7 protein-coding genes are annotated in these 26,955 nt (G+C 65.1%); 3 read left to right on the forward strand and 4 right to left on the reverse strand.

What is annotated here, in order from left to right; genetic code table 11:
- Positions 1–338 precede the first annotated feature (338 nt).
- From ACT2FV_RS04470 to ACT2FV_RS04480, 3 genes are all read left to right on the forward strand, one after another.
- A complete protein-coding gene (locus ACT2FV_RS04470) occupies positions 339–12,671 on the forward strand; it encodes an LWXIA domain-containing protein (RefSeq protein ID WP_444503318.1) in 12,333 nt (4,110 codons plus the stop codon).
- Positions 12,672–13,143: 472 nt separating this feature from the next.
- The gene (locus ACT2FV_RS04475; protein WP_108064618.1) at positions 13,144–14,235 is read left to right on the forward strand and encodes an IS630 family transposase; all 1,092 of its coding nucleotides are present in this window, start codon (positions 13,144–13,146) and stop codon (positions 14,233–14,235) included.
- Positions 14,236–14,647: 412 nt separating this feature from the next.
- A complete protein-coding gene (locus ACT2FV_RS04480) occupies positions 14,648–19,021 on the forward strand; it encodes an autotransporter domain-containing protein (protein ID WP_444503319.1) in 4,374 nt (1,457 codons plus the stop codon).
- Positions 19,022–19,068: 47 nt separating this feature from the next.
- On the opposite strand, the gene ACT2FV_RS04485 is transcribed toward ACT2FV_RS04480, so the two are convergent.
- The 4 genes from ACT2FV_RS04485 to ACT2FV_RS04500 form a co-directional block, all read right to left on the reverse strand.
- A complete protein-coding gene (locus tag ACT2FV_RS04485; RefSeq protein WP_444503320.1) occupies positions 19,069–20,013 on the reverse strand; it encodes a helix-turn-helix domain-containing protein in 945 nt (314 codons plus the stop codon).
- A gap of 196 nt (positions 20,014–20,209) precedes the next feature.
- Complete coding sequence (locus ACT2FV_RS04490) at positions 20,210–21,700, reverse strand: ISNCY family transposase (RefSeq protein WP_444503321.1); 1,491 nt, start codon at positions 21,698–21,700, stop codon at positions 20,210–20,212.
- A 227-nt stretch (positions 21,701–21,927) separates the two neighbouring features.
- Positions 21,928–22,272, reverse strand: a complete 345-nt coding sequence (locus ACT2FV_RS04495; protein ID WP_226115134.1) for an immunity protein Imm33 domain-containing protein — start codon at positions 22,270–22,272, stop codon at positions 21,928–21,930.
- Positions 22,273–22,293: 21 nt separating this feature from the next.
- Positions 22,294–26,955 carry an RHS repeat-associated core domain-containing protein gene (locus ACT2FV_RS04500; protein WP_444503322.1) on the reverse strand — a complete coding sequence of 1,554 codons (4,662 nt, stop codon included), beginning with the start codon at positions 26,953–26,955 and terminating at the stop codon, positions 22,294–22,296.

Raw genomic sequence — 26,955 nt, forward strand, 5'->3', positions numbered from 1 at the left:
CGGCTCAGCGTGAGCGTCGGTACTTTCACGAGCCTGCGGCGAATGTCGTCCGGGTGGTGATCCAACGCGCTGGGTCGTGTGTTGCTCGTTGGCGGCGGCATGTATTTCTGGTCTCGTGCGCGGAACCCGGAAAAATTTGCCGCCCGAAGCGGCAACGGTCGAATTGCCGCGTCGGGTTCATTCCGTTCGTAGCATGAGTCTGCCCGCGCTGCCGCAACCTGGCCGGCGACTACGTAATGCGCGACTTTTTCACGCGTGCCCGTTCTGCACAATGGACCATTGCGCGTGGCCCGTCTGCCGCTGTGCCGGCACGTCACGCATGCCGCGGGAGAATGGACATGGTGTTGATGGCTGTGGGCGGGGGCGGGCCGGTGAACGTGCCGCAGCCGCAGAATGACGACGATCCGGCACCGAAGAACGGGGCGGGCAGCACCCCGCCGGCCCAGACGCCGGAACAGCAGGCCCTCGCGGCCGCGCAGGCCGAGACGCAGCGCCTGCTGCAGCTCGCGCAGGCCGAAATGGCGACGCTCAAGCGTCTGCACGACCAGGGCGCGTCGCAGGCCGATCTCGACAACCAGGTGAAGAAGGCCGAAACCGCATGGGGCTCGGTGCAGGCAGCCGCCGAGAACCAGATGCGCGTCGCGGCGGACGGCGGCGGCGACACGAACAAGGCGATCGCGGGCGTGGCATCGGATCTGCGCAATGCGTCGCCGAACGATCCGGTGTTCGGCTCGGTGCTCGACGATGCGCAAAAGGCGGTGTCGGCCGAATCGGCGCCTGAGCGGGCGACCAACGTGAAGGCGTTCCAGTTCGCGATGGCGATGCAGAAGGATCAGGCCGCGAACGCCGATGTGCAGCAGTACAACGCGTTGCCGGGCGGCATCCGGCGCGCCGATCCTGACACCGGCGCGCAACTGCGCCAGGCGGCCACCACGGCCGACACGAACGCCGACGACGCATACACGGCACTCACCACCGCGTTGCGCCACGAATACAGCACGTCGGCCGCGACGCTGCGCCTGAACGACGCAAAGGCCGACTATGCGGCGTGGCAGAAGGAGCCCGGCGGATTGCGCCGCGCCGACGAGGCCGACATCACGCAGGAGCTGTCGCAGGCGCAGAGCCAGTACGACAAGGTCGTGACGGGCGGCGACGACACCGCGCTGACCTACGTGACGGCCGACGAGCAGAAACAGGTCGTCGCGTCGGTGAAGCAGAGTCACGACGGCATGTGGTACACCGGGCTCGTCGACGCGCTGGGCGAGGAAAGCCAGCTCAAGCGCACGATCGCGACGATCAATCCCGACGATCCGTCGCTGTCGCCGCAGATGAAACAGCTCGCGCAGTCCGACCCGGTCACGTTCGCGCTGTTGCAGGACACCGGTGTGACCGTCGATCCGAACGACCCGAAACTGTCGCCGCAGGAGAAGACGCTTGCCCAGCAGAATCCGCTCGCCGAGGCGTTCGTCAAGCTGACGGGTGTTCCGGTCAGCACGGACGGCAAGAGCGAATCGGACGCGCAAGCCCTGAACGCGCAGATCAACCAGGCGGGCGGCGTGTTCGCGTATGCAATGGCGCACGCCGACCAGAACCAGCCCGGGTACCAGAAGATCAAGCTGCTGCTCGCCGCCGCGCCCGACGTGCGGCTGCAATACACGAAGCAGCAGGTCGCGCAACTGATGGAGAATCCGGGCAGCAATCCGGGCGCGGCGCTTCAGGTGCTGAACACCAACATGAATGCGTCGTTCTCGCTGGACGAACGCCAGACGCTGTGGACGCAGGCGGGCCAGCCGCATTTCAACGCGAACTTCATCCATTCGCAGATCGATCCGCTGATGCAGAAGCCCGATTCGCAAGCGACGGACCAGGCCAGCATGCAGGCGCGTTACGACGGCCGGATGAATGCCGACAAGGCCGGCAAGTGGATGCAGGACATCCTCGCCAATGCCCCGCCCGAATTCGCGGGCGTCGTGCTCGATACCGTCGAGAAGGATTTCGGCAACAAGTGGACGCAGTCGAACACGGGCACGCCGCAGCCTTACGGCGACGGCATCGAGTTCTACAAGGGCCTCAGCACGGCGGTCGGGCTCGCCGATCAGCAGCCGACCGCGAGCGGCGTGCCCGTGCATCGCGAGGACGACGTCGCGAGCTGGCTGCTCGACGCCAACGGCAACGCGAAGACGATGATCTATACGTTGCGCGGCAGCGATGCCGGCTACGGGTTCGACGGTGTGCGGCAGGCGCTGTCGTCGGACGTCGATCCGTCGTTGTCGAAGGCGCTGCTGTCAAAAATGCAGAACGACGACCGGTTCCGCTCGGGCTTCGCGAACGACTTCCAGCTGCGTTACGACCAGGGCACCAAGAGTGCCCAGGACAAGCAGAACAAGGACGCCGCCAGCGCCAGCTACAAGCTGTTCCAGGCCGATCCGGACAAACAGCTGAAGGCGTATTTCGACGACTTCCAGAAGCACTTCGACGACAAGTCCTATACGTTCACCACCGGCTCCGATCAGATGACGAACTTCGTCGGCGCCGGGCTCGGGATCCAGCCGGACGACCCGGGCGCGACGCCGACCGACCGGAACGACGTGCCGTCGATGGCGCTGCTCGAACAGTTGATCGTCAGCAACGGGCAGTTGCAGAACGGGACGGCTGTCAACAGCCAGTCGCTGTACGCGAGGAATTCGGCCGCGACGCAGATGATCCAGAACGTCGTCGATCAGATCCGCAAGGTCGGCGGCGACCACGCGGTCGTGTCGCTGGTGCCGATCTACTACGTGTCGAAGGGGACCGGCACCGCGCCGAGCGCGCTCTTCAAGGTGCAGGTGGAGGGGCATCCGGACCAGTACAAGCTGATCGACGATCGCGGCTGGAAGTACGACACCGTCGACGACTACCAGCACAACAATGCGCTGTCCGACGACGGCAAGCTGTACGTGCCGAAAAGCCTGACGAACGGTCCGGCGTCCGGCGGTTTCTCGCAATACGAAACGATCGACGCGCACAAGACCGAGTGGTACCAGCACGCCGAACACATCCTCGAAATGGGTGCCGGCATTCTTGCCGCGGCCGGTGGTGTCGTGCTGGTCGCGAGCGGCATCGGGGCGCCGGTCGGCGGCCTGATGCTCGGTGCCGCGTGGACGGCCGTCGGCGCGGGCATGGCCGTCGGCGTGCCTGCCGCGATCGGCGACCTGAAGAACCTGAGCGATCACGGCCAGTCGATCGGCTTCGGCAACGTACAGGCGCGCGGCGACTGGATCAGCCTGATCGGCAGTGGCGCGGGCTTCGCCGGCGCCGGGCTCGGCGTGGCGGCGAAGTCGCTCGCGGAGGCATCGTCGCTGCTGCGCACGACGGGGCGGGTCTCCGACCTGCTGACGGCCGCATCGCGCGGCGACGGCGCTGCGGCCGACGTGGCCAGTGTCGGCCGTTTCACGCAGGAAGCCGACGCGTTCCAGTCGCTCGCGCAGACGGCGGGCCGCACGGCCGGCGTATTCAATGTCACGGGCGGCCTGATCGGCGGCTACCAGATGGCCGACCAGGGCGTGTCGCTGGTCAAGAACTGGGACGCGATGTCCGATTCCGATCGCGCGCAGCAATTGCTCAACCTCGGCATCGGCATCGCGCAGATGGGGCTCGGTTCGCACACGCTGATGGAGCGGCCGATTCGAGCCATCACGAAGACGCCCGCACCGTCGACGGTGTCGCGGCCGGTCGCGATCAACGTCGTCGATACGTTGTACGGCAACGGACTGGCGAACCAGCGTCTCGCGGTCGGCGAGATCGGCAACCCGTGGCAGCACGCGCAGGAGCAGGCGAACAGCTTCGGCGAACCGGCCGACGACGGCGGCACGGTCGCGCCGGCCGACAAGGGGCTGCGGGCGCGCGTCGCCGCGTGGTTGCGCGCGCACCGCATGCAGGGCACGCCGGACGACGCCGCGATCGTGCCGCGGCTCGCGCCCGACGGCGAAGCGACGCCGGCCGTCGCCGACGCGCTGGCTGGCGACGGTGCATCGACGGCCCGGGCCGGCATGCCGACAAACGGCGCGCATCCAGCGTCCTGGGAGATCCCCGCGCATGTCGCGGCCGATCCGGCGATGCTGAGCGAGGTGGTCGGAGGAATCATCGAGAGCGGCAACCGGCTCGAGGACGTCGAGTACTACGTGTACGCGCTGCAGGATCCCGAAGGCAACGTGCGCAACCCCGAGGAAGACGGGCTGCCCGCGACCGAAAAGGGCAACATCGTCGACGACATGAGCGCGGCGCGGGCGGACCAGCGGCGCGCGAATGCGGCCGACGACGCGAAGGCGCGTGCGGCGGTTGCGCCCGACGAAGACGGCACGATCGGCGTGACGCGCTACACGACGTATCACGACGCGCTGATGGTCGGCGCCGACGGCGTGGCCGGCGGCCGCTACCGGATCGCGCTGGTCGATCAAGGGGCGCTCGCCGCGGACGGCTCGGTGCCGCCCGAAGCGGTGGTCGGCCACGTCGGGCTGACCACCGCCGGCGATGCGTTCATGCTGTCGATGAACGATGCGTACGACCGCACGCTGCGTGTGGTGTACCCGCGCGGCTTCGATCCGCAGAAGCCGTTGATTCGCAACGAGGGCGGCCGGCGCGTCGACGTGATCAACGCGCCATTCGGCATGAGCGAAACACAGTGGGCCGCGTACCCGCGCCGCGAGGCCGACCTCGCGATCTATTCGGACAACCCGAGTCAGCCCGAGAACCGGCTGCCGGCGGGCGAGCGGCCGTTGATGCCGGTGCCGCCCGGCTATTTCGCCGTGTACGCGCATGCGTGGGCCGATGCATTCGCAAGCGCGACCGGCAAGGCGATGAGCGCCGAAGACATGGCCGAGCTGATTCGCCAGAGCGGCTGGGACGGCAAGTCGCCGGTCATTCTTTATGCGTGCGGCGCCGGCACGCGCGTGAGTCCGCTCGCGCAATTGCTCGCGAACGTGCTGGGCGTGGACGTGTACGGCGCAAGCGGATTCGTCGCATGGCGTTCGCCGCGCTATCGGGCCGACGGCAGCCCCGACTCCGGTTATACGGGCGGCATCCTGATCGAACCCGGTGCGCCCGATCAGGCCGGCGTGCCGGACCATTCGGTCAGCGGCGAACCGCGCACGTACCGGTTCTCGCCGGCGCTGGCGGTCATCGACCAGGGCGCGCATCCGGTCGACTGGAGCGGCGTCGCGCCGCGCCCGGTGTCGAATCATTGGGGCGGCAGCGCCACGACGGGCGACGCGCGCGTGCCGATCGGCGTGTACGTGTGGCGCCTGTTGACGAAACGCGGCTCGATCATCAATCCGCGCAGCGGCCGGTCGGCCAGCGCGCTCGAGATGACGCATGCGCTGGAAGAACTGGCGTGGAAAGGCTATACGCCGGGCACGCCGATCGCGCTCGAGGGGCCGCGCAGCGGCGCCAATCCCGAGTTGCTGCAGGAATTCGCGGATCTGATCCAGGCGCCGGTATTCGGCCGGCTGGGCGACGACGACGCGGCCGGATGGCGGCGGGCGCTCCCCAATCCGGGCCGACGGCTTGCGCGCTTCGAGATCGAGCCCGACGTGAACGGGAAATTCTCGCCGGGCGGCGCGCAGCCGGTCCGGATCAATCCTCTGGAACTGCGGCCCGTGCCGGGTTCGAACGTCGTGAACCTGCTCGGGCACGCGACCGCTCGGCAGTTCCTGAAGGTGTCGGGGTTCGACATCGCCGAGTCGCACGGCACGGCGCCGCGCGACGTGACCCTGGACAGCGCGGCCGCCGTCACGGAAGGCGGCAAGACGATTTCGCCGCGGCAATTCGCGCGCAAGCTGCTCGACGATCCGGCCTATACGGAAGGCAACGGCGTGCTGCTGACGGGCTGCTATCTCGGTGCCGGCGGTTATTCGTTCGCGCAGGAGCTCGCGTACGAACTGCAGGTGCCCGTGATCGCGTCGATCACGTCCAACTCGGTGCGCGGCACCGGTGCGCTGGAACTGCATCCGATCGACGACAAGATCGTCCTGCCGGCAAACGATCCCGACGTCGCGACGCGGCTCTATCTGCATCTGCCCGAGGCGCCCGATGCGAGCGATCCGCCGATGGTGTTCGCACAGCGCGGCGAACCGGCGGCGCGCACGGCCGTGCATGACCATGCACCGGTCGAGCCGGTGCGCGCGATCGACGCGCAGATCGATCCGGACTCGGACAGCGGCCGCCGCGGCGCGGGCGGTACGCAAGGCGATGGCGGACGCCAGGACGTGACGCCGGGCGGGCCCGCGCATCCGCGGCTCGCCCCCGACGCGGAACCGGGCGAACCGCCAGTCTACGAGCCGACTCCGGTCGTCGAAGTCGGGCCGGGGCAGATCTACAAGGCGGACGAATGGGCCGCACGTGTCGAGCAGGTCGCCGAAGCCGAGGCCGACGACAGCCTGTCAGGGAAAACGCAGAAAATCTATCCGAAGACCAGTCGCGTCTATACGGACCGGCGGATCGCCAACGATGGCGTCGTCACGACGACGGTTCATGGTCAGTCGGTGCTGCAGCCCGGGTTCGACGACGTGACCGGCATCGACGCGACGCAACATCCCGAGTTCCTGCGCCCGGCCGATACACTGCTGATGCCGTCCGACGATCCACTCCATCCGATCGGCGCGCGCGGGCTGATGTCGCCGCCCGGTCATCACGTCGTGTTCGGCCACGGGATATCGGCCGACGCGATGCTCGGCCCGGAAGGCCGTCCGCTCACGCCGGACGAGGTGGCCGAGCGCGTGGCGCCGCATCTCGAACCGGGGCAGGACGTCACGCTGTATTCGTGCTTCGGCGGATCGAACAAGCACGATCCGCTGCGCATCGCGCCCGGGCAAGTACGGGCGGCCAGCACGACCTTCGCGGCGGCACTCGCGCAGCGCCTGTCCGAGCTGACCGGACGGCCGACATCGGTCTGGGCGCCGCCGGACATCCTGCTCGTCGAGCCCGACGGTTCGACCACCGTACGCGGCACGCGGCTGACCGGCCAGGTCGACAAGGATCGTCTGCCGATGCAAAGCTTCCGCGGCGATCCGGCACGCGCGGGCCGGCCGGCGCTCCCCGCAGGACGCGACGCGGAACCGGCCGCGACGACCGCCCGTACCGCGTCGCGCCCGCTCGCCGATCCGCCGCCGCGCCCGACGGTGCCGCGCGTGGCCGATCCGACGTTTGCCGATCCCGACTACGATTTCACCGCGATTCCGGACGACACGTTCGAATCGGTCACGCTCGATCATCCGTTCCGCACCGCGCTGGCCGAACGGCCCGGCGTGATCGGCGACGCGGCGCGCGTGACGCAACCCGGCGGCACGGTGAGCCAGCGCTGGCCGAGCGGCTTCCTCGACGGCCCTGAACCGACCCGCGTGATCGACGGGGTGATGCAGGCGTTCGACGCGGCCGGGCTGACCAACCTGCGCGTGGAATTCGTGACGCGCGACGGCAGCATCGAGCTCGGCAGCGGCACCGATTTCGGTGCGCTCGATCCCGAGGACGGCTGGTTCCGGTTCAGCGGCACGGTGCCCGATGCACCGGCTACCGCTGCCGCGCACACGCCTGCCCCTTCGGTGACCGATGCCCGGCTCGCATTGCCGGAAGGCGTGCGGACCGTCGCGCACGGCGATCTCGGGCAGGCAATCGATACGGCGCATACCGGCCCACGGAACCACGCATACGTGCGCACCGATGCGTTGCCGGACGACACCGCGTTCGCACGGGGCGACCTGACACCGCAGGAGCGTGTCGCGGCCAGCGCGTCAGCGAACCTCGCCGCGGTCGAGGGCCAGGCACCAACCGACGTCGTGCTGCTGTCGGCGCTCGGCCACGATCCGGCTCGCGCGTTGCGCATCACGACGCCCGATGGCGGCGAGCTGGTCAAGCCGGCCGGTGTCGACATGTACGTCGTGCGCACCCGCGACGCGGCGACCGGCGAGGTGTCGTACCGGCTCGTCGGCATCGATCGCTCGGGCTTGCCGGAAGGCTATGCGGCCGTGCATGCGGGCGGCATGCGGGCGGTCGGGGCGACCGACGGGCGCCCGACCTGGCCGACGATCGGCCCGGCGGGGCCGGCGGCCGGCCGCCTTGCCGGCACGGCCGGCGAATCGTCCGGCGCGGCGGCGCCTGCCGCCGTATCCGGTCATGCGAACCAGCCGGGCGTGCCGCAGGGCGCCGCGGTGGCCGAAGCGAGCGATCCACAGGCGGTTGCCGCGACATGGCTCGACAGCCTCGGCCGACGCACGCTCACGCGCGTCGATGGCCAGCGCGCGCCGACGCTCGACGGGTTGGGCCGCCAGCTCGGCCCGAACGCGCACGTGCTGATCACCGCGCATACCGACGCGCCGGCCGCCGACGCCGAACACGCGGCGCCGGCGTTCGTCGCGGTGCTCGAGACCGACGAGCACGGCGCGCTCGGCCCCGTGCGGATGCTGGACGGCAAGCGCGTGCCGGGCGCGCTGCGCAAGGCGCTCGGGAAGACCGGCAGCAGCGGGCGCACGGCACGCCGTCAGTTCGATTTCTTCGTGTCGCCGGTGGCGCACGACGAGCTGATGCAGTTCGGCGGCGCGTCGAAGATCGAGACGCGGGACGGCAAGTCGTCGTGGTCCGTGACGGCGTCGGGTCATCCGGTCGACGCCGCGCTCGCCGCAGACGTGGCGAAACTGCACGACGCACCGGGTTTCAAACGGCCGCGTCAGGCCGTGCGTGCCGTCGAGGGAGAGCGGCGCTGGATTCACGTGGTCGAAGACGAGACGGGCAAGGTGCTCGGCTACGCGGAGCGCAACACGAACCACGAATGGAAGTACTACGAAAAAGCGCCGCTCGGCGACACCGAGGTTCCCGAGCAGGATCTGCGCACCGTGTTCCGGCGACGGCGCAGGGGCGGCATTCCGGTCCTGCGCTCGCCGCGGCGCGGCATCCGGTTCGTCGTGAGCGACGTCAAGCCGGAAACCGTCGATCGAATCGGCGGCTTCCGGCCGGCGAAGGAAACCACCTCGGCAGAGAAACCGCCGCACCGTTCGCTCGGCGATCTTTTCCAGTCGAAGGTGCCGCTTCGCCGGCCGCTCGAGCGCGCGGAGCAGGGCGGTGAAAGCAACACGGCAACGCGGCCGCCGGTCGATCCGCATTTGCTGCCGTCGCACACATCCGCGCTCAATGCGGTCGATTTCAGCGGCAACAGCGTGCCGCACCTGCTGACTGCGATCCGCAACGGTGCGGTTGACGGCAACCAGCACGTGATCTACGTGTTCAGGACGGACGGCGCCGTGGCCGAGGCGCTCGGCGATCCGGTCGGCGTGATCGCCGCGCGCAACGGCGAGATGCGGTGGTTCGACGCCGTCCGGCACGCCAACAACCCGAATCATCAGGGCGTACCGCTCGACGAAATGCCGATCGGCAACGACCGGTTCGGCTCGGACGTGCATTTCCTGCTCACCCAGTTGCCGCCGCGCGCGTTCCTGCGGAGTGCGCGGCCGACGCGCATCGCGGCGCTCGAAGCGCGCGCGAAGGCGCTGCGCGAGCAGCTGTCCGACGCGGAAGCGCGTGGTCAGCAATCGGCGCCGTTCAGGGCGCTCGCGGCCCGGACGCGGCACGGTTACAACGAGGTGCTCAACGACTTGCAGCGCTTGCGGCGCAGCGGCACGGCACCCGCGCCACTGTCGATCGAGCCGTACCAGCCTGGGCTCTCGTCGTCGACCGTCGTCGCGTTCAGCCTGCGCAATGGTGCGGCGAAGACCGAGCAGTATTTCCCGACGCACGACCAGATCGAGGCCTACAACAAGCAGGCGCAGCGTGCCGGCAAAGTGAATCTCGTGCTGAAGGGCGAGCCGCAGGCCGTGATGGTCGACCCGGGCATGTGGCGCACGCTGCTCAACAAGCTGTACGTCGGGCGCGACGTGTCGACGTCGGCGTCGCGCTTCCTGCCGGTGCCCGGCAAGCTGCGCGCACGCACCCGGCGCTTGGGCGCGGCGACCGTCGCCGACCAGCGGATCCGGTATTTCTTCACGCGCTCGAGCGAAGCATTGCAGGACCGCATGGTGCCGATGGCACGTTCGCTGTCGCTGAGCGACGATCCGACGCTGATGCGCAAGATCGTCGAGCAGTACGGCGGTGTGACGCCGGTCGTCACGCTCGTGGTCGATCCTCATCTGCTCGCGGCCGTGCTCGGCAAGGCGCACGATCCGGATTTCCTGCGCGCGGTGAAGGCGCTCGGCGACCAGAAGAACGCCGTGTTCGACGGCGAGAACGGGATGATTCATCCGGCGCCGGGCACGGACGGGACGGCACTCGCGCTCGATCATCTTGCACATCTGAATCGCTGGCTCGACGAGGCGGCGCACACCGGCTTCGCGATCCGGCTCGAAACGGCGCCATCGCGCGCGCTCGTGTCCGGCACCGACTACCGGTACCAGTCAGGCACCAACGACGCATACCACGATTACGTGCGCGTCATGACGGCGCTCGAGAAGTGGTCGAACGAACATCCCGATACGACGGCGCCCAACGTGATGGTCACGTTTCACGGCTGGGACGCGGTGCCCGAATCGGTGCCGGGCGCAGGGCACGAGAAGCTGTTGCGCGCCGTGCTCGAGCGCGAGGGGCTCGAATGGGTCCACGTCGGCCTGTCGCTCGGCACGCACGGCGCCGACTTCATCGGCAACCAGGACCTGACCGGCGCACTCGCGAAACTGATCGTCGAGAACCGCGCGCGACCGGAAATCATCGATCGCCTGCACGGTGCCGATGCGCTCACGCGCGTGTTCGAGCGCGTCGACCGCCAGACGCTGGCGAACCAGCATCAGCTGCTGTTCGCGGAGGTCGAGCGGATCGGTGCCGCGCAAGGGATGACGCCCGCCGAAGTGGCCGCGCTGCGCCAGAAGCTCTACGAAGGCAACACGACCGTGTGGCTGAACCAGGCGCGCAAGGCGACGATCGAGCATGCAACGGAACACTGGAAGGGTGACGGCAACGAGCCTGGCAACAAGACGGAGAAGGGCGCGCGCAGGTTCGCCGCACGCTGGCTGGAGCAATACGGCGCCAGCGTGCCGGACCGCGTGACCACCCGAACGCAGCCATCCGCCGGGGACCCGGCCGACCACTGGCGCGCGGTCGTGCGCGATCCCGCGCTGATCAACGATGGCACCAAGCCGATCGGTACCAGCCGGCGGGAGACCGCACAGCTCGCCAACGTCGAGATTCCCGACGCGAAGCGCGCGCAGGCGGAGCTGCACGCACTGCGCGTGCACGACGAGCCGATCGGCACGAACCGACGTCCGCCGTCGCGACGGCGGATTGCCGGCGAAATGACCGCCGCCACGCTGGCCGGCGGGACCGGCGCGGGCGCGCTCGTCGCGACGGGCAAGGAGTTCGTGGGTACCGCGACGAATTCGCTGTACGCCGGGCTGCGCGTCGGCCGCGTGTTCCAGGCGCTGCATCACGGCGCGGTCGCCAGCCTGAAGAACGGCGATCCGCGCGTGTTCGATCGCGTCGTCGACCGCCTCGTGCGCGGCCTGCAGAAGCAACTCAAGGCGAACGGGTTCGACGCCGACGCGCGAGGTACGCAGCTCGAACAGATTGCACACGAAGGCAAGGCCGCCGCCGCGCAGTTGCGCGCGCTGAACGAGGACGGGACGCTGTCGTTCGACGAAACCGCGACGCACACGCAGGCGATCGCGGCCGACATGCTCGCGCAGATGCAGGGCGTGGTCGGCGGGACGTCACTGAAACTGCTGCACCATGGCAGCCCGCGGCACGCGGTTGGTCGGTTAGGGCGGCTGTTCGCACTGGGAGGGTACGGTGGCTCGATCACGATCAACGGGGCCAAGTTCCTCCATGGCGACGGGCTGGCCGGCGGGCAGGCTTTGGGCGGGATCATCAGCGCCGTCTCTACCGGGATCGTCTACAAGGGTGGCTCGCGCGGCGTGAATGCGGAGAATCGCAGTCAGCTGGCGCGGATCGCGAGCGCGACCGGCGACTACGTGACATCGGCCGTTGGTCTGGCAAGCGGCATCCACGGCGCAATGGCCGCCCACACGTTCGGCGACGGGATGACCGGCATGCTCGGTGCGATGTCCGGCGCGCTGCTGGGCGCCGGCCGTCTGCATACGCAATTCCCGAATGCCACGCCGTGGCTCGCGCGCTTGCCGACAGGCATCGCGCTGTTCCCGGTGGCGATCTTCGGGATCATGCAGGGGTACGGCGTGATCTCGGCGTTGACGGGATCGGACGACAAGGACAAGCATCCCGGTTCCGGTCCGTCGCCGACGCCTTCAGGTTCGAGCAGCACGACGCCGACGCCCGGTGCCTCGCTCGCACCGACGCCCGGGGCGACGACGGCGCCGGCGGCTCAGCCGAGTGCGTCTGCGTCATCGACGCCGAATGCGCCGCCGTCGGGGACGCCATCCTCGCCGGCGCAGCCTTCGACGGGTTCGCCGCGCCCGACGCCAACTCCGCTGACGGTGCAGGTGGTCGCCGGCGATTCGTTGTGGACCATTGCGGAAAATCACGAAGGGTCATTGCTTGCAGCTGCTCGCGTACCGGCTGACGAACAGCAACGGATGTCGGACGGTCAACGGATCAACGTCGCGTTGAACGAGATCCTGCAGCTCAACCCGAACCTGGCGAGCAATCCGGGGGAGATCAATCCAGGGCAGCAGGTGATCGTCGGGTGAGGGGGCGCGCGGAACGCGTGCGTGGTCTGGCCGTCGCACGGGGCATACGCGGTCACTTCGACGATCGGGCAGGGAGGGCGATCAGGATTCCGCGCGTGAATGGCAGCGATCTGTGGGAGGCGATCTTTAACAGGCCGTTCAAATACTCCGGTCCGTCCTGCACGATGTAGGTTCCCGAGATCAAGGAAGAGCAGGCCGACGCGACGAAAGAGCAATGTGGCGCCGGCGCTGCCGAGCGATCTTGGTCATATGCTGACCGACGATCGGCACGATCTGGTGGTCAATGTTCGATGTACAGGCCAGCCGGGCGAATGAGCCGAAATCGAACGCTTCGCGGTGATCGCCGCGAACGGCCGAAGCGAAAATACGTCCAGCCCGACAGTAATTCAACGACCTGCTAGTGTCCTGTTCCGTTGTTAACTGGTCTATGTTCACGTAGCATGTTGACGTCAACGGAACGGGAGACGTCAGCATGGTGATGGGACGACCGAAGGCGGAACTGGTGCTGAGCGAAGACGAGCGTTCGCAACTGATGTCGATAGCGCGCTCTCGCTCGATTTCGGCTGCGCTGGTCTCGCGGGCGCGCATCGTGCTGGCGGCGGCTGACGGCGAGCCCAATAGCGCGATCGCGCAACGCCTGCAACTCACGCGTGCCACGGTGGGCAAGTGGCGTCTGCGGTTTCTGGATCAGCGAATCAACGGACTCTATGACGAAGTACGTCCCGGCAAGCCACGCACCATCGACGACGAACGGCTGGCCCAACTGATTCACAAGACCCTGCACACGAAGCCGGCAGATGGATCCACTCACTGGAGCGTGCGCACGATTGCCGCCGAAACCGCCATCTCGCCGACGAGCGTGCACCGTTACTTCAAACTGCTGGGTCTGCAGCCGCACCGAAGTGAAAGCTTCAAGCTCTCGACCGATCAGTTCTTCATCGAGAAACTGCGCGATGTGGTCGGCTTGTACCTCAGTCCGCCGGAGAACGCTCTGGTGCTGTGCGTGGACGAGAAGAGCCAATGTCAGGCGCTCGAGCGCACGCAACCCATGCTGCCGATGGGTTTCGGCTACGTTGAAGGCGTCACTCACGATTACGTCCGTCATGGCACCACGACGCTGTTTGCCGCCCTGAATGTGCTCAATGGCGCCGTGCTCGCTACCTGCAAGCCGCGTCATCGACATCAGGAATTCCTGTCGTTTCTGCGCGAAATCGACAAGGCCGTGCCAGCCGAACTCGACGTGCACTGCATCGTCGACAACTACGGCAGTCACAAGCATCCGAAGGTCAAGGCGTGGCTGGCGGCACGCCCCCGCTGGCATATGCATTTCATTCCCACCTACAGTTCGTGGCTCAACCAGGTCGAACGCTTCTTTGCGCTGATCACCGACAAAGCGATCCGTAGAGGCTCGTTCGGCTCGGTCAAACAACTGGTCAAGCGAATCGATCAATTCGTCTCCCACTACAACGAAAACTGCAAACCGTTCGTCTGGACCGCCTCAGCCGATTCCATCCTCGAAAAGCTGCATCGACTTTGCTCGCGAATCAGCGGAACAGGACACTAGCCCTGGTTCAGCACGGATACCGCGGATCTGCCCGCCGCCGTGGTAGTCGGGTTCAAGAAGTCCGCCGAGACTGCTGGGGACGGCAGCAGCGGGTGGATGCGCATGTTCAGCAACGCGGGGAAGTGGATGGGTTGATCCCCCTGACACAGTGGGAAACAACGCGCCGGGACGACTCAACTCTTTTTTTCGGGATTCGGCCGGATGCCCGGTGAGCGGCGGGTCCGCGACCGCCTTGGCAATGTTTCCTGCGCAGGTGTTATATTGCGCGCGCATGCGTCCCGACCGGTGAACCAAGAAAGACAGTATCCGCGTACCGGCACGCCAGAGAACGAAAACAGAAACGGGTCCGTCGCGCCATCGGTCCAGGGTCTCCGTGACCAGCGCCATGGGTCCATGCAACGAGGGGATCAACATGAACCGGGTCTATCGGCTGGTCTGGAGCCGCACCTTGCGTGCGCCGCAAGTGGTATCTGAACGCACAAAGGCGGCGCACGGCGGGGGCCGCGCCAGCGATGGTGCCAGGCCCGCGCGCCGCTGCACTTCCATTGTTTCCATCGGCGTGTCGCTTGGTCTGGCTGGCGCGGCCTTACCCGGCTGGGCCACCACATGTTCTACCAGCACCATCGCCAATTGCAGCGCTGCCGGCGGCAACGGCCTTCCGAACCGCAGCGGCAACGGTGGCAGTGGCAATGGCGGTGGCGGCGGTTCATCCGCGCTTGGTCCCGGTAACGCCACGATACAAGTGCCCGGCGGGGCTACTTCGGGTGGCACGGGCGGTACCGGCGCGGTGAACGATAGTGGGCAAGTTGGCCCGGCTGGCGCAGTGGGCGCAACGACCGCCGGGAATACGGTCGTTGGTGCCGATGTTTCCGGGGGGGCCGGACAGGGGTTCGACGGCTTCAACTTTGCCGCAGGTGGCGGCGGCGGCGGCGCTGCCGTGTATTCCACCGGCGCCAGTATCTTCGTCACCCCCGGGGTGACCCTGCAAGGCGGTGCGGGCGGGAATGGCGGGGCCGGCACATCGGGGCCTGCGTCGAATGGCGGCGGCGGCGGTGGCGGCGCAGGATTGATCATGGTCGTGCCTTCCGCAGAAGTGAACAACCAAGGCTTGCTGGTCGGCGGCAATGGCGGCGCCGGCGGTGGCGGCGGCAATCCTGGCGGCGGCGGTGGCGGCGGCGACGGGCTACTCACCTTGGGGCAGTCGATCCTGGTCACTAACCAAGGCACGATTACGGGCGGGACGGGCGGTGCCGGTGGGGGTGGCGGCACCACCGCCGGAGACAGCGGTGCAGGTGTCAATCTGGCCGGCGGCTTTAACGTGCTGGACAACTTCGGCACCATAACGGGCGGTGCAGGCAACGGCGGCGCGGCGGGCGCGGGCGTCATCGCAAACAACGACTTCATCGTCAACGGGGGAACGATCAGCGGTGGCCTGTTAAGCGATGGCGTCACGCGCGCGGCGGCCATTCGCTTTAACGGCACGCACAACACGCTGCAGTTTGTCACGGGCACCAACATCATCGGCAACCTGGACGTAGCGGCAGGCGCAGCTGCCTCGGTCGTCGCCGGGAGCGCCGGCCTTTCGCTTGGCAACAACATCACGCTTGGCGATACCGCGTCGCAGGTCACGTTCGATTCCAGCCTCAACACCTTTGTGATGTCGGGCGCCGTGTCCGGCGCGGGCAACGTGGCCGTGAGCGGCAACCGAACGATCACGCTGACGGGTGACAACACCTATACCGGCGACACGACAATCAGCGCCGGCACGCTGCAGATCGGCAATGGCGGGACCACCGGCTCCGTCGCAGGCAACATCGTCAACAACGGCACGTTGGCGTTCGACCGCAGCGACACGGTGTCGTATGGCGGCACCATCAGCGGGACGGGCAGCCTTGTGCAGGCCGGGGCAGGTACGCTGGCGATCTCCGGTGCCGCCGGCTATGCGGGGAGCACCACCATCAATGCCGGCACGCTCGCGCTGATCGGTGCCGGCAGCATCGCCGCTTCCAGCGGGGTCGTGAACAACGGCACGTTCGATATCTCGGGGACCATCTCCGGGGCGACGATCAATACGCTTACCGGCACGGGCACGGTTGCGCTGGGTGACCGCATGCTGACGATCGCCAATGCGGCCGGCACGTTTGGTGGAGCGATCAACGGGACGGGGGCAATGACCGTCGGCGGTGGTACGCAGACGCTGTCGGGGGCGAATACCTACACGGGCGCCACCACCGTCAATGCCGGCACACTGGCGTTGACCGGTGCCGGCAGCATCGCCGCGTCCAGCGGTGTCGTGAACAACGGCACGTTCGACATCTCGGGGACGACCTCCGGTGCCACGATCAATGCGCTCACCGGCACGGGCACGGTTGCGCTGGGTGGCCGCACGCTGACGCTCGCCAACGCGGCTGGCACCTTCAGTGGTGCCATTGGCGGCACCGGCGGGCTCACCGTTGCGGGCGGCACGCAGACACTGTCGGGTGCCAATGGCTTTACCGGAGCAACGTCGATCAACGCAGGCACGCTCGCGCTGTCAGGCGCCGGCAGCATTGCCGCGTCCAGCGGCGTCATCAACAACGGCACGTTCGACATCTCGGGGACGACCTCCGGTGCCACGATCAATGCGCTCACCGGCACGGGCACGGTTGCGCTGGGTGGCCGCACGCTGACGCTCGCCAACGCGGCTGGCACCTTCAGTGGTGCCATTGGCGGCACCGGCGGGCTCACCGTTGCGGGCGGCACGCAGACACTGTCGGGTGCCAATGGCTTTACCGGAGCAACGTCGATCAACGCAGGCACGCTCGCGCTGTCAGGCACCGGCAGCATTGCCGCGTCCAGCGGCGTCATCAACAACGGCACGTTCGACATCTCGGGGACAACCTCGGGTGCCACGATCAATGCGCTCACCGGCACGGGCACGGTTGCGCTGGGTGGCCGCACGCTGACGCTCGCCAACGCGGCTGGCACCTTCAGTGGTGCCATTGGCGGCACCGGCGGGCTCACCGTTGCGGGTGGGACACAAACGCTGTCGGGCGTGAACACGTACACCGGGGCGACGATGGTCAACGCGGGCACGCTCGCCTTGTCGGGTGCCGGCCGGCTTGCATCTTCCACGTCGGTCACGCTCGCCAGCGCAACTGCCGCGCTGGATCTGTCCGCCGGCGGCAGTCAGCAGGTCGCGCATCTCTCCGGCGTAGCAGGCAGCCGGGTGGTATTGGGCGGCAATGCGCTCACGCTGTCCGACGACTCGTCGCAAACATTCAGCGGCAGCCTCAGCGGCACCGGCGGTTTGGTCAAACAAGGCGCGGGCACGCTGACGCTGAATGGTGCCAGCAGCGCATTCTTCGGGACGACGACGGTGGCAGGCGGCACGTTGGCCGTGGGCGACGCGGCTAATGCCGGTGCGGTGCTGGGTGGCAACGTCCAGGTGAACTCGCTTGGCACGTTGCGCGGCCATGGCACGGTATCGGGGGACGTCAGCAGCAACGGCGTGGTCGCGCCAGGTGGCTCCATCGGAACGCTGTCCGTGGGCGGGAACTATACCCAGGGAGCGGGCGGCACCCTCTCGATCGAGGTCAGCCCGACGGAGGCATCGCAACTACGCGTAGGTGGTGCCGCGACGCTCGGCGGCTCATTGGCCATTCTGTTCGATCCCGGCACCTATACCGCCCGCCGCTACACCGTGCTGAGCGCGGCCAACGGCGTGACGGGCCGCTTCGCGAACGTCGGCACCACCACCGCCGGCGCGAATCTCGGCGCGTTGCAGTCATCGCTGGACTACGGTGCCAACGGGGTCGACTTGCAGCTCGCCGAAGCCACCGGGCCCGGCACGCCGGCCAGCCCGACTGTCATCGCACCAACCAAGACCTCTACCTACACGGCCCTGGGCACGACAGCATTGCTTCAGGCGCAGGGCGCCAGTTCGACGCTGCTCGGCCGTCTGACGGGCCCGCAGATTAACGAGGCGGGTTCCAGCAACGTGTGGGCAGTTGCCAGCGGTTCCAGCACCAAGGTGGGCGGAACGGGCGGCGCGCCCGGCTTCCTTACCCACGCCTACGGCTTCCTGGCGGGCGCGGAAGGGCGGCTCGGCGGTGCCACGGTCGGTGCGGCGGGAGGCTATACGCACACCACGCTGAGTGAAGAAACGACAGGCGCATCGGGTGGCATCGATACGCTGCGCGTCGCCCTGTATGGCGCGCAGCCCATGGGTGCCGTCAACCTGTCGGCCACGCTCGGCTATGGGCTGGATTTCCTTTCGCAGAAGCGGCCATTTGGCAGCCCGGGTACCGCCGAAGGCGATCATCTCGGCCACGAGTTCACCGCCGCCACGCAGGCCAGCCTGCCCATGGACGTTGGCGGCCTCCGGCTTGCGCCGCACATCGGGCTGCGGTATGCCTACGTGCGCGGCAGCGGCTTCGGCGAGAACGGCGCCAACGGCCAGAACCTGCAAGTCGGCCCCGACAGCGCGAGGAGCCTCCAGCCTTACGTGGGTGTCTCGCTCGATAAGACCTTCGGCGATGCCGTGCGACCCGTCGACGTGCAGCTTCGCCTGGCCTATGCGCACGAGGTTCTGGGCGCAGGCCGCGTCGTGCAGGTGCAGAGCCAGGACGGGACCGTGTTCGCCGCGCCGGGCACCGATCTGCCGCGTTCGTTCCTGACTACGGGCGCCAGCGTTACCCTCCAGGCCGCCAAGGCGACCACGGTAGCACTCGGGTTGGATGCGACGATCGACACGAGTCATGTGTCGGCGCAGTCGGCGTATGTGCGGCTCAATCACAAGTTCTAACCGCGTACGCATGGATCCGGCAGTGTGGGTTGCGCTTCGCGCCCGCACTACCGGCCGCTCGATACAGGCGCCACGTACAGCGCAAGCAATTGCGCCTTCCAGTTCATGAATACCTGCACCCGCACCGGCAGGTTCCGCCGGTTCTGGTACACCAGCGATACCGGCATCAAATCGGCCAGGCAGCTTGCATTCCACGCCCGACGTGTTTCACGCCACGTCAACAACGTATCCAGATCCTCGTCGTCTCTCAGTGGCCGATGCGCATTGAAGTCGCTGCGCGGCGGCTTCGCGAAGCGTGCGTTATAAGCGGCCATGAAGGAGGGCGCGTAAGCGTTGGCGTCGGCCACCGTATTGATCCCGCATCTGTTCGCGCAGAACGTATCGATGTGCCGTTCGATGTACGCTCGCGTTGCTTCGAAGTAGCTGAAGGTCGATTCCGTCTGTGTGAAGTGCAGCATCATCAGTCGACTCGTCGCGTCATTCACATACACCAGCAGCGTGCAGGCCGGCGCCCGTTCCTCGAACCATCGATGATCGCTGCCGTCGATCTGGATCAGTTCGCCCAGGCAGGCCCGCCGTGCTCGCGGCTGGTAGACCTTCGGCGGTCGTTGCCGGCGCGGAATCCATAGCCCAGCCTCCGTCATCAGTTTCCTGACCGTCTCCTTGGCCAGCTCGATGCCGTGACATTCCCAGAGCTTCTTGCAAGCCAGCGTCGGCCCGAAATCGGCGTAGCGATCTCGGATGATCGACAGTGCCCGGTCGGCGGCTCCTGGGTCCAGGCGACGGTTGCCGGGCTTCGATCGGTGTCCCGACACCAAACCTGCCGGACCGTGCTCACGTAGCCGGGCGACCAGCCGGCGAACCTGCCGTGTCGTCAACGCCAGCCGTTCTGCCGCACGCCATGGCTTGAGCATGCCGTCGGCTACGTCCTGAATGACCTTGAATCGGTCCAGCTCGCGCATCGTCATCGTGATCCGTTCCGTTGCAGCCATCTCAGCCTCCGGGCCGGACACCCGGCGGCCGGTCAGCTTACGCGGCCCAAAAGCGGACATTTCTATGTAGCCCAAAGCGGACGTTTCAATCTAGCCACTACAACAGATGTCAAAGCCATTCTCAAATGTCCGCCTCTCGGCTAAGTTGAAATGTCCGGGTTTACGGGCTTGGTGCTTGTTTGTCTTGGGTTATAGCTCACGCAGTGTCGAAGAGCTGATCCTGAACGGGCAGGGTGCTTACGCTTGCGTCACTGCCCCTCGCAGACCGACGGCCAGGTTTGCGCGCGGGCTGTTGGACCTGTCTGCGTTCGGCGAGATCCACGATCACTTTCTCGACATCGGTCTGCGTGAACTCACGCTGCTTCTTTTGGTTCGGCTGAGTGGTGTTGCGATTCGTCTTAGTCGAATCGCCTCGATGCGTTCGAGACGGTGCCTTACCGATTCGGCTGTTATCGCGTTGCGCCTGAAGCGCTTGCGCGATCTGTAGTACGTGACTCAGACGCTTGTGTTCGACGATGGCACCTTGATCGATTTCGGCCAGCCGGTCGTACTGCCTGCAGGGCAACACACGACCCTCCGTTCGGAGTTCGATGCGCCCATCCGGGTACTCCCAAACCTCGATCGTTCGATCAATCAGTTGCCGATTCTCCGGCGTATCGTCCAGCAAATACATCACGCGGTCGTACTGCACCGTGAGCGACTTCGTCACTTTCCGCGGCTCGCGCCACGTCAGCACCAAGTCAAGACTCTCATCGGCCCGCAGCGGCCGGTGCGCATTGAAATCGCTCTTCGGCGGCTTCGCAAAACGTGTGTTGTAAGCGGCGATGAAGGAGGGCGCGTAAGCGTTGGCATCGGCCACTGTGTTGATCCCGCGCAGTCGTAGCTCCTTGACCAAGCGATCCTGCAACGTCAGATGTGCTCGCTCGACTCGCCCCTTGGCCGGGCTGCTGTTCGCGCAAAACGTATCGATGTTCAGCTCATACATCGCGCGGCCAAAATGCGTCACACGATTGCCAGTCTTGCCTGGCGTTGTATTGCGGAACACGCTGTACTTGTCGCTATAGAACGCACTTGGCTTGCCGTGGCGCTCGAGGTACGCGCGTGTCGCCTCGAAGTAGCTGAACGTCGACTCGGTCGCGGTGAAGTGCAATTGCATCAGCCGGCTGGTCGCGTCGTCGACGTACACCAGCAACGTGCATTGCGGCGCCCGATCCTCGAACCACGCATGCTCGCTGCCGTCGATCTGGATCAGCTCGCCCAGGCACGCGCGTCGCGCCCGCGGCTGGTAGACCTTCGGCGGACGCTGCCGCCGTGGCACCCACAAGCCAGCGCCGGTCATCAGCCGCCGCACCGTCTCCTTGGCCAGCCGAATGCCATGACATTCCCAGAGCTTCTCGCAGGCCAGCGTCGGCCCGAAGTCGGCATAGCGTTCGCGGATGATCGAGAGTGCCCAGTCGGCCGTCACGGCGTCCAATCGGTTGCTGCTGGGCTTCGCGCGCCGCTGCGACACGAGACCTTGCGGCCCGTGCTCCCGCAGTCGGCCAACCAGTCGCCGAATCTGCCGCGTCGTCAGTCCGAGTCGCTCGGCCGCGCGCCACGGCTTGAGCTTGCCGTCCGCCACGTCCTGAATGACCTTGAATCGGTCCAGTTCTCGCATCGTCATCGTGATCCGTTCTGTCGCAGCCATCGAAGCTCCCGGTGCCGGACAACCGGCGGCCGGATAGCTTACGCGGCACGAAAGCGGACATTTGAACTTAGCTAGAAGCGGACATTACAACTTAGCCACTACAACAGAAACTATCGATAATTCACGTTATGTAAAATAATAACTCGTGCGTAAGACGAGATGCGTCGGCCGTTGGCTTACTCGATCTCGTATTCACCATGCCCCTGGCATCGCTCGCCCCGGCGATTTCAGGCCGGCTCCTGCCAAACATCTTCGTATCCTTGATTGTCGATGATGAAATGCGTGCCCGGAGGTAGCGCGAGATACTTGATGATAAGCGGCAGCATTTGCTGAAGATGCTCCGTATGTATCGGCTGATAAAAATCGTCGGCGTCTGAATACTCGCCACAGTGAAAGTACCAACTGATATTGTCCCCCGTACCGCGTTCAACTCGCGTGCCGTAGACAGGCATTTGACCCAACGTCGAGGTCGCGAAGGCGACCATGTCCTCCACGGGTTCGCAGCGCAACCTATATCGTTCGCATACTTCGCGCTGCATTTCCGCGATCGCTGCTTCGTGTCGTGATTCCATCTTCCTCTTCCGGATGCGCGTTCAGATACCGAGAATCTTGTTCATTGCTTTCGAAAATGCCGATGCCTTGCCCCCTTGGGATGGCGAGCAAATGGGGCAATGTGGTTGCACCGCGGCAACCGACGATTGCGCGCTGACGTCGTTGGCGCCGGTTCGATAATACTCGACCACAAGTGCATCGATATGGTCCGCAATCATCTTGGGCTTCGTTTGACCGCACTCCGCGCATGGTTTGCCTTGTACAGCCCTCGTTTGCGCCGGGGTTGGTCCACATTTGGAGTTGCGCGAGTATGGCGTCGTGATGCCGGACTTGGGCTTGAACAAGGTCCTATCAGGGATACCCAGGGCGACGATCGGGACCGTATTCCCCTGTCCGTCAATGGTGTTCGCAAGGCCATAGGGGTCGACCCATGAGGCAGGATTCGGCGCGTATTGATAGAGCGATGGACCGCCGTCGATCCGGCTGGGATCCTGACTGATGAATTGCCCGATTTCATGGTCAAAATACCGATATCGGTTGTAGCAGAGACCGGTTTCTTCGTCGTAGTACTGCCCCTGAAGCCGAATGGGCTGATCAAGATTGGATCTATCTTTCCCGATATGGCTTGTCCATGTGGCGTAACTCGCTTCCCATGCGACGTCGCCCTGCTCGTCGACCAGACGGACCGGTGCACCATTCGGGTCGTTATGAAAGAAGTAGACTGTGCTGCGCAGATGATAGGACAGCGACCGATCATCTGTGTCCATTTGGGTTGCATAGTCTGGAACCAGCGCTGGCGGTCGCGGGTGTTTTGGTAAAGGCCCGTCTGCCTCGCTTGGATCTTCATGTTGTCGCGCTGTTCGCCCTATCTCGGCGTTGAAGTTCCGATGAACCATCGCGAGTGGGCGAAATGTGTTCGGATAATAGATCCAGTCTCGTACGCCGTGACGAGTTGGCGCGTTGAGCATACCCGGTTGGGCCCTGGTGAGCTGATGCGCGGCTTGCTCGGCTTCTGATGTAATCTGGTCCGCCGTTTCGACATCGAATCGCAATTCGCTTGCGAGCATATCGCCGTCCCAGAAGAATCGATGAACACGTGCGCGACTGACTTTGTGCCGCAGTGTCGATATGATTTTCCTAGTTCGTCGCTGGAAAGCGTCGTATTCGTACCGGACGCGAATACGATAATCGTGACGGCGGTTGCCTTTTCCTGCATGTCGGGTCGCTAACGACTCAGTCAATTGCCCCGCGGCATCCCATCGAAGCTCAACATCCTGTTCCGCATCCTGCTTGTGCGTGAGATTGCCCGCTCTGTCGAACACGTAGAGACTGTCGCCGTGCCGCCCTTCGCGCAGCCATGTGCGTGACGTCGAACTGTTCTGGGTGGTGCCCGTCAGAAAATTTCTCGTCCGCAGCAGATCTCCGGCAGGATCGTACAGAAAACGGCGTACCGTACCCGCAGGATCGATATGCTCAACAATGTTCCCGCCCGAATCGTACTGAAACCGCTCGATGCCGGACCGGGAATCGCGTCGCTCGATCAGATCGCCGTTCGCGTTATATGCGTACTCGATCGCGAACATTTCCCCGGTATCGACAAGGAGCGCTTGCCGGGACAAGCGCCCTCTTGCTTCGTAAGACATCTCACGCCGGAGACCATCGCCCAGGCGCTCGTCGCGGATTTGGCCAAGCGCATCCCGTTGAATGACGATCGGTGCGTGTCCGTCGATCTCGATTCGGACGACGGCATTCAATGCGTCGTAACCGTAAAGAATCGACTGCTCGACAAGCTTGTCACCTGAAACGAGGTGCGTTTTCCGTTCGACGCGATTGCCGGCAGCGTCGTATCGATTGAAAAGCCTGAAGTCGTCGCCCTGCCGTTCTTCGATCAGCCGGCCGTCGGCGTCATAGCTGAACTGGAGGATCGCGGATGGGTTTGATGCGCGGACGAGGTCGCCATGTTCGTTGTAGTGAAAGCAATCCGCATGAAATCCGTTCGGCTGGTCGGGATCGGGAATACGTTTCTCGACGATCCGCCCCACTCTGTCATATCGATAGTGGATTGTCTGACCGAGAGGGTTGACCGAGCGTAGGAGTTCACCTGTCGAGCCGTACTCGTAGAGGCGTGACTGGCCCCAATAGTCGATTTCCTCGACTATTCTTCCTAGCGCATCGCGCTTGATACGATAGCGCTCTCCTCGCTCGTTGACAACATCGACAAGTTGTCCCTCGGTATCGTAGTAATAGCTGACTTCGGTGCCATCCGGCTGCGTCCGCTTCGCGATCTCACCGAGAGTGGTATAGGTCAGGCATGTCACATTGCCGACCGGATCGCGATGCCGAATCAGATTCCCATCCGCGTCGTAGGCGCAGTGAGTTTCTCGTCCGTCAGATTCGATGACTCGCACGAGTCTGCCGCATGGATCTCGTTCGTAACGATTTTCGTGTCCTGTCGCATCGATAGTGCGAACGACGGATCCACGTGCGTCGTGCTCGTATCGCGTAGCGTTGCCGAGCGCATCGATTATTGAAGCGAGATTGCCGTGATGGTCATAACCGAATGCCGTTGCATCGCCGTTCGGACCAGTCCAGGACGTAATGCGGCCATGACTGTCATATTCGTATCTGGATATCGTTTGAGATGGGGCGACGTAAGACCGAAGGCGTCCACGTGAATCCCACACGTAGCGCCACTGACGCCCCCCCGGGGCGGTGACGCACAAGGGCTTATGATTGGCATCATATTCGGCTCGAATAGCCCGGCCGTCCGGCATGAATTGCGCGATCAGATTGCCGTGTACGTCGTATTCCCAACGAGACGTACGGCCTATCTGGTCTGTCTCGATGCTGGTTCGCCCTTGGGCGTCGTAACCGTAGCTGGTTATACCGCCAAGTACGTCGATCTCGGCGATTGGAACGTGGCGCCCGTTCATCTGGATGATGGCGACGTGCCCCATGGAATCGATAATACGTGTTTCGCATCGGTCGAGATCGTATTCAAAGCGATAGTCGAGCACGCCGTCATCGCCCCACGCGCGATCGACGCGCCGTACGCCGTCGCTACCTTGCCGATAGCTGTAGTGGAATGAAACGCCGCGTGCGCTCATCTGCCGGGTAATCCGATTGCCGCCCTCGTAGTCGAAACGGCATGAGTTGCGCATGGCGTCGAGCGCCTTGACCAGATTCAGTTCGCGATCTTGTTCGTACCCTGCGAGCGGATATGCATGCTTGTCGGCATCGATTAGCGTCATCGACGTCGTCAACGTGTTATGCGAGGCGAGACCGGATTCGCATTCGATGTATCGTCCGGTTGGACCGTCGAGATCATGTTCGACGACACGCGAAAGTTGGCCTGACGGCTTGCGATCGAAAAGCCATGCGTGACCGTGTAGATCGCCGATCCAGTCGAGCATCAGCGTGAGCGCGGGCGTGTTGGATAGGCTTCCGACGACCGCGTCCCACGATTGCGGTAACGAGAACCCGTATTCGATGCACTCGCCCGTTCTCAGTACCAGTTGGTTGTCGCGAGAATACAGTGCATAGCCGTATTGCCAATCGTAGGTACGCGTCGACCACCCATCATGCCTGGGAACTTCATCGAAAGCGGTGGCGTGATCGACGAAGTAGATGGCTGCCCCGATGCCGTCGTCGCGCGAAATTAGATTCAACTGAATGTCGGCCGGCGTCCTCCATCCGACGCCAACGATACCGAGGCGCTGTTCACTACTCGCATAACGCCGGTTCCATTCGAGAGGAAGATGTCCGGCGACCTTGAAATCGTGATGCGAGACAATGACTTCGCCTGTCGTGACATCTACGGGCTCCGCGTGCAGCACATTGCACTTGAGAAACCCCGACTTCAGATTCAGCTTATCCGCCAGCGCCTTCGCCCACTTCGATCCCCGAAACGCCTTGAACAACCCCTTCGCCGCCGCAGCCATGTTCATGATCGGCGGCCCGCCCACCAAAACGGGCCGCCCTGCCGGAATCGGCAACATCACCGAACTGGGCATTGACGGATAAGTCCGATCGGTATGCGCGCTGTTGTGCGGAGACGGCTCCATTCCGACCGACCAGCAACTCAACGCCTCAAGCGCCATGTAAGACATCGGATCGTTGTTGGCGAGCACCGTCTTGCTGCCCATGAACGATTCCCCGTCGTTCGACGGTTCAACTTTGTCAGGCGGCGCAAACGATTCCCCGAGCGGAAAATGCAACCCTGGAACGTGATATGCATGCGTCCCTGCCGTGGCGCGCATCATCCCGTTCACAAAAATCGGCCTGCCGCTGCTACCGCCCGAGCCGACGTTAGAGCCAAGATCGTCACTGATGCGGTTCTTGATCTTGTTGGCCTCTTTCGCCAGCCTCGTCCCCTCCGCGACAGTGGGGTCATTCTTGAAATCAGGTAGCTTGCCTCCGCCCATCAGTTCATTGACCTGCTGAGTCGCTTCGTCGGCGAGATGTTCGAGCTTCGTCACATCTTCGGGATGATCTTCGATGTATTCGGTCACCTTCTCCTGCACGATCATCATTGCAATGCAGCCGACCACGGCCTTTGCGGCCTGGATGTACTCGCGCTTATCGAGCATGAACCCGACATGAGGATGCGGCAGGAACACGGGTGGTGTACCGGGCGTGACCAGTACCGAATGAACGTCCACGCCAACAACGGGATCGAGATGCTTGACGGCTGGAAGTGCCAC

It is taken from the genome of Burkholderia sp. PR2, assembly GCF_052372875.1.
In the GTDB taxonomy this organism is placed as follows: domain Bacteria; phylum Pseudomonadota; class Gammaproteobacteria; order Burkholderiales; family Burkholderiaceae; genus Burkholderia; species Burkholderia diffusa.

Excerpts from the sequence above, each read along its gene's own strand:
- ACT2FV_RS04470 (WP_444503318.1), top strand. The coding sequence starts at position 339 with ATGGTGTTGATGGCTGTGGGCGGGGGCGGGCCGGTGAACGTGCCGCAG.
- ACT2FV_RS04485 (WP_444503320.1), bottom strand. The coding sequence starts at position 20,013 with ATGGCTGCAACGGAACGGATCACGATGACGATGCGCGAGCTGGACCGA.
- ACT2FV_RS04490 (WP_444503321.1), bottom strand. The coding sequence starts at position 21,700 with ATGGCTGCGACAGAACGGATCACGATGACGATGCGAGAACTGGACCGA.
- ACT2FV_RS04495 (WP_226115134.1), bottom strand. The coding sequence starts at position 22,272 with ATGGAATCACGACACGAAGCAGCGATCGCGGAAATGCAGCGCGAAGTA.
- ACT2FV_RS04480 (WP_444503319.1), top strand. The coding sequence starts at position 14,648 with ATGAACCGGGTCTATCGGCTGGTCTGGAGCCGCACCTTGCGTGCGCCG.
- ACT2FV_RS04475 (WP_108064618.1), top strand. The coding sequence starts at position 13,144 with ATGGTGATGGGACGACCGAAGGCGGAACTGGTGCTGAGCGAAGACGAG.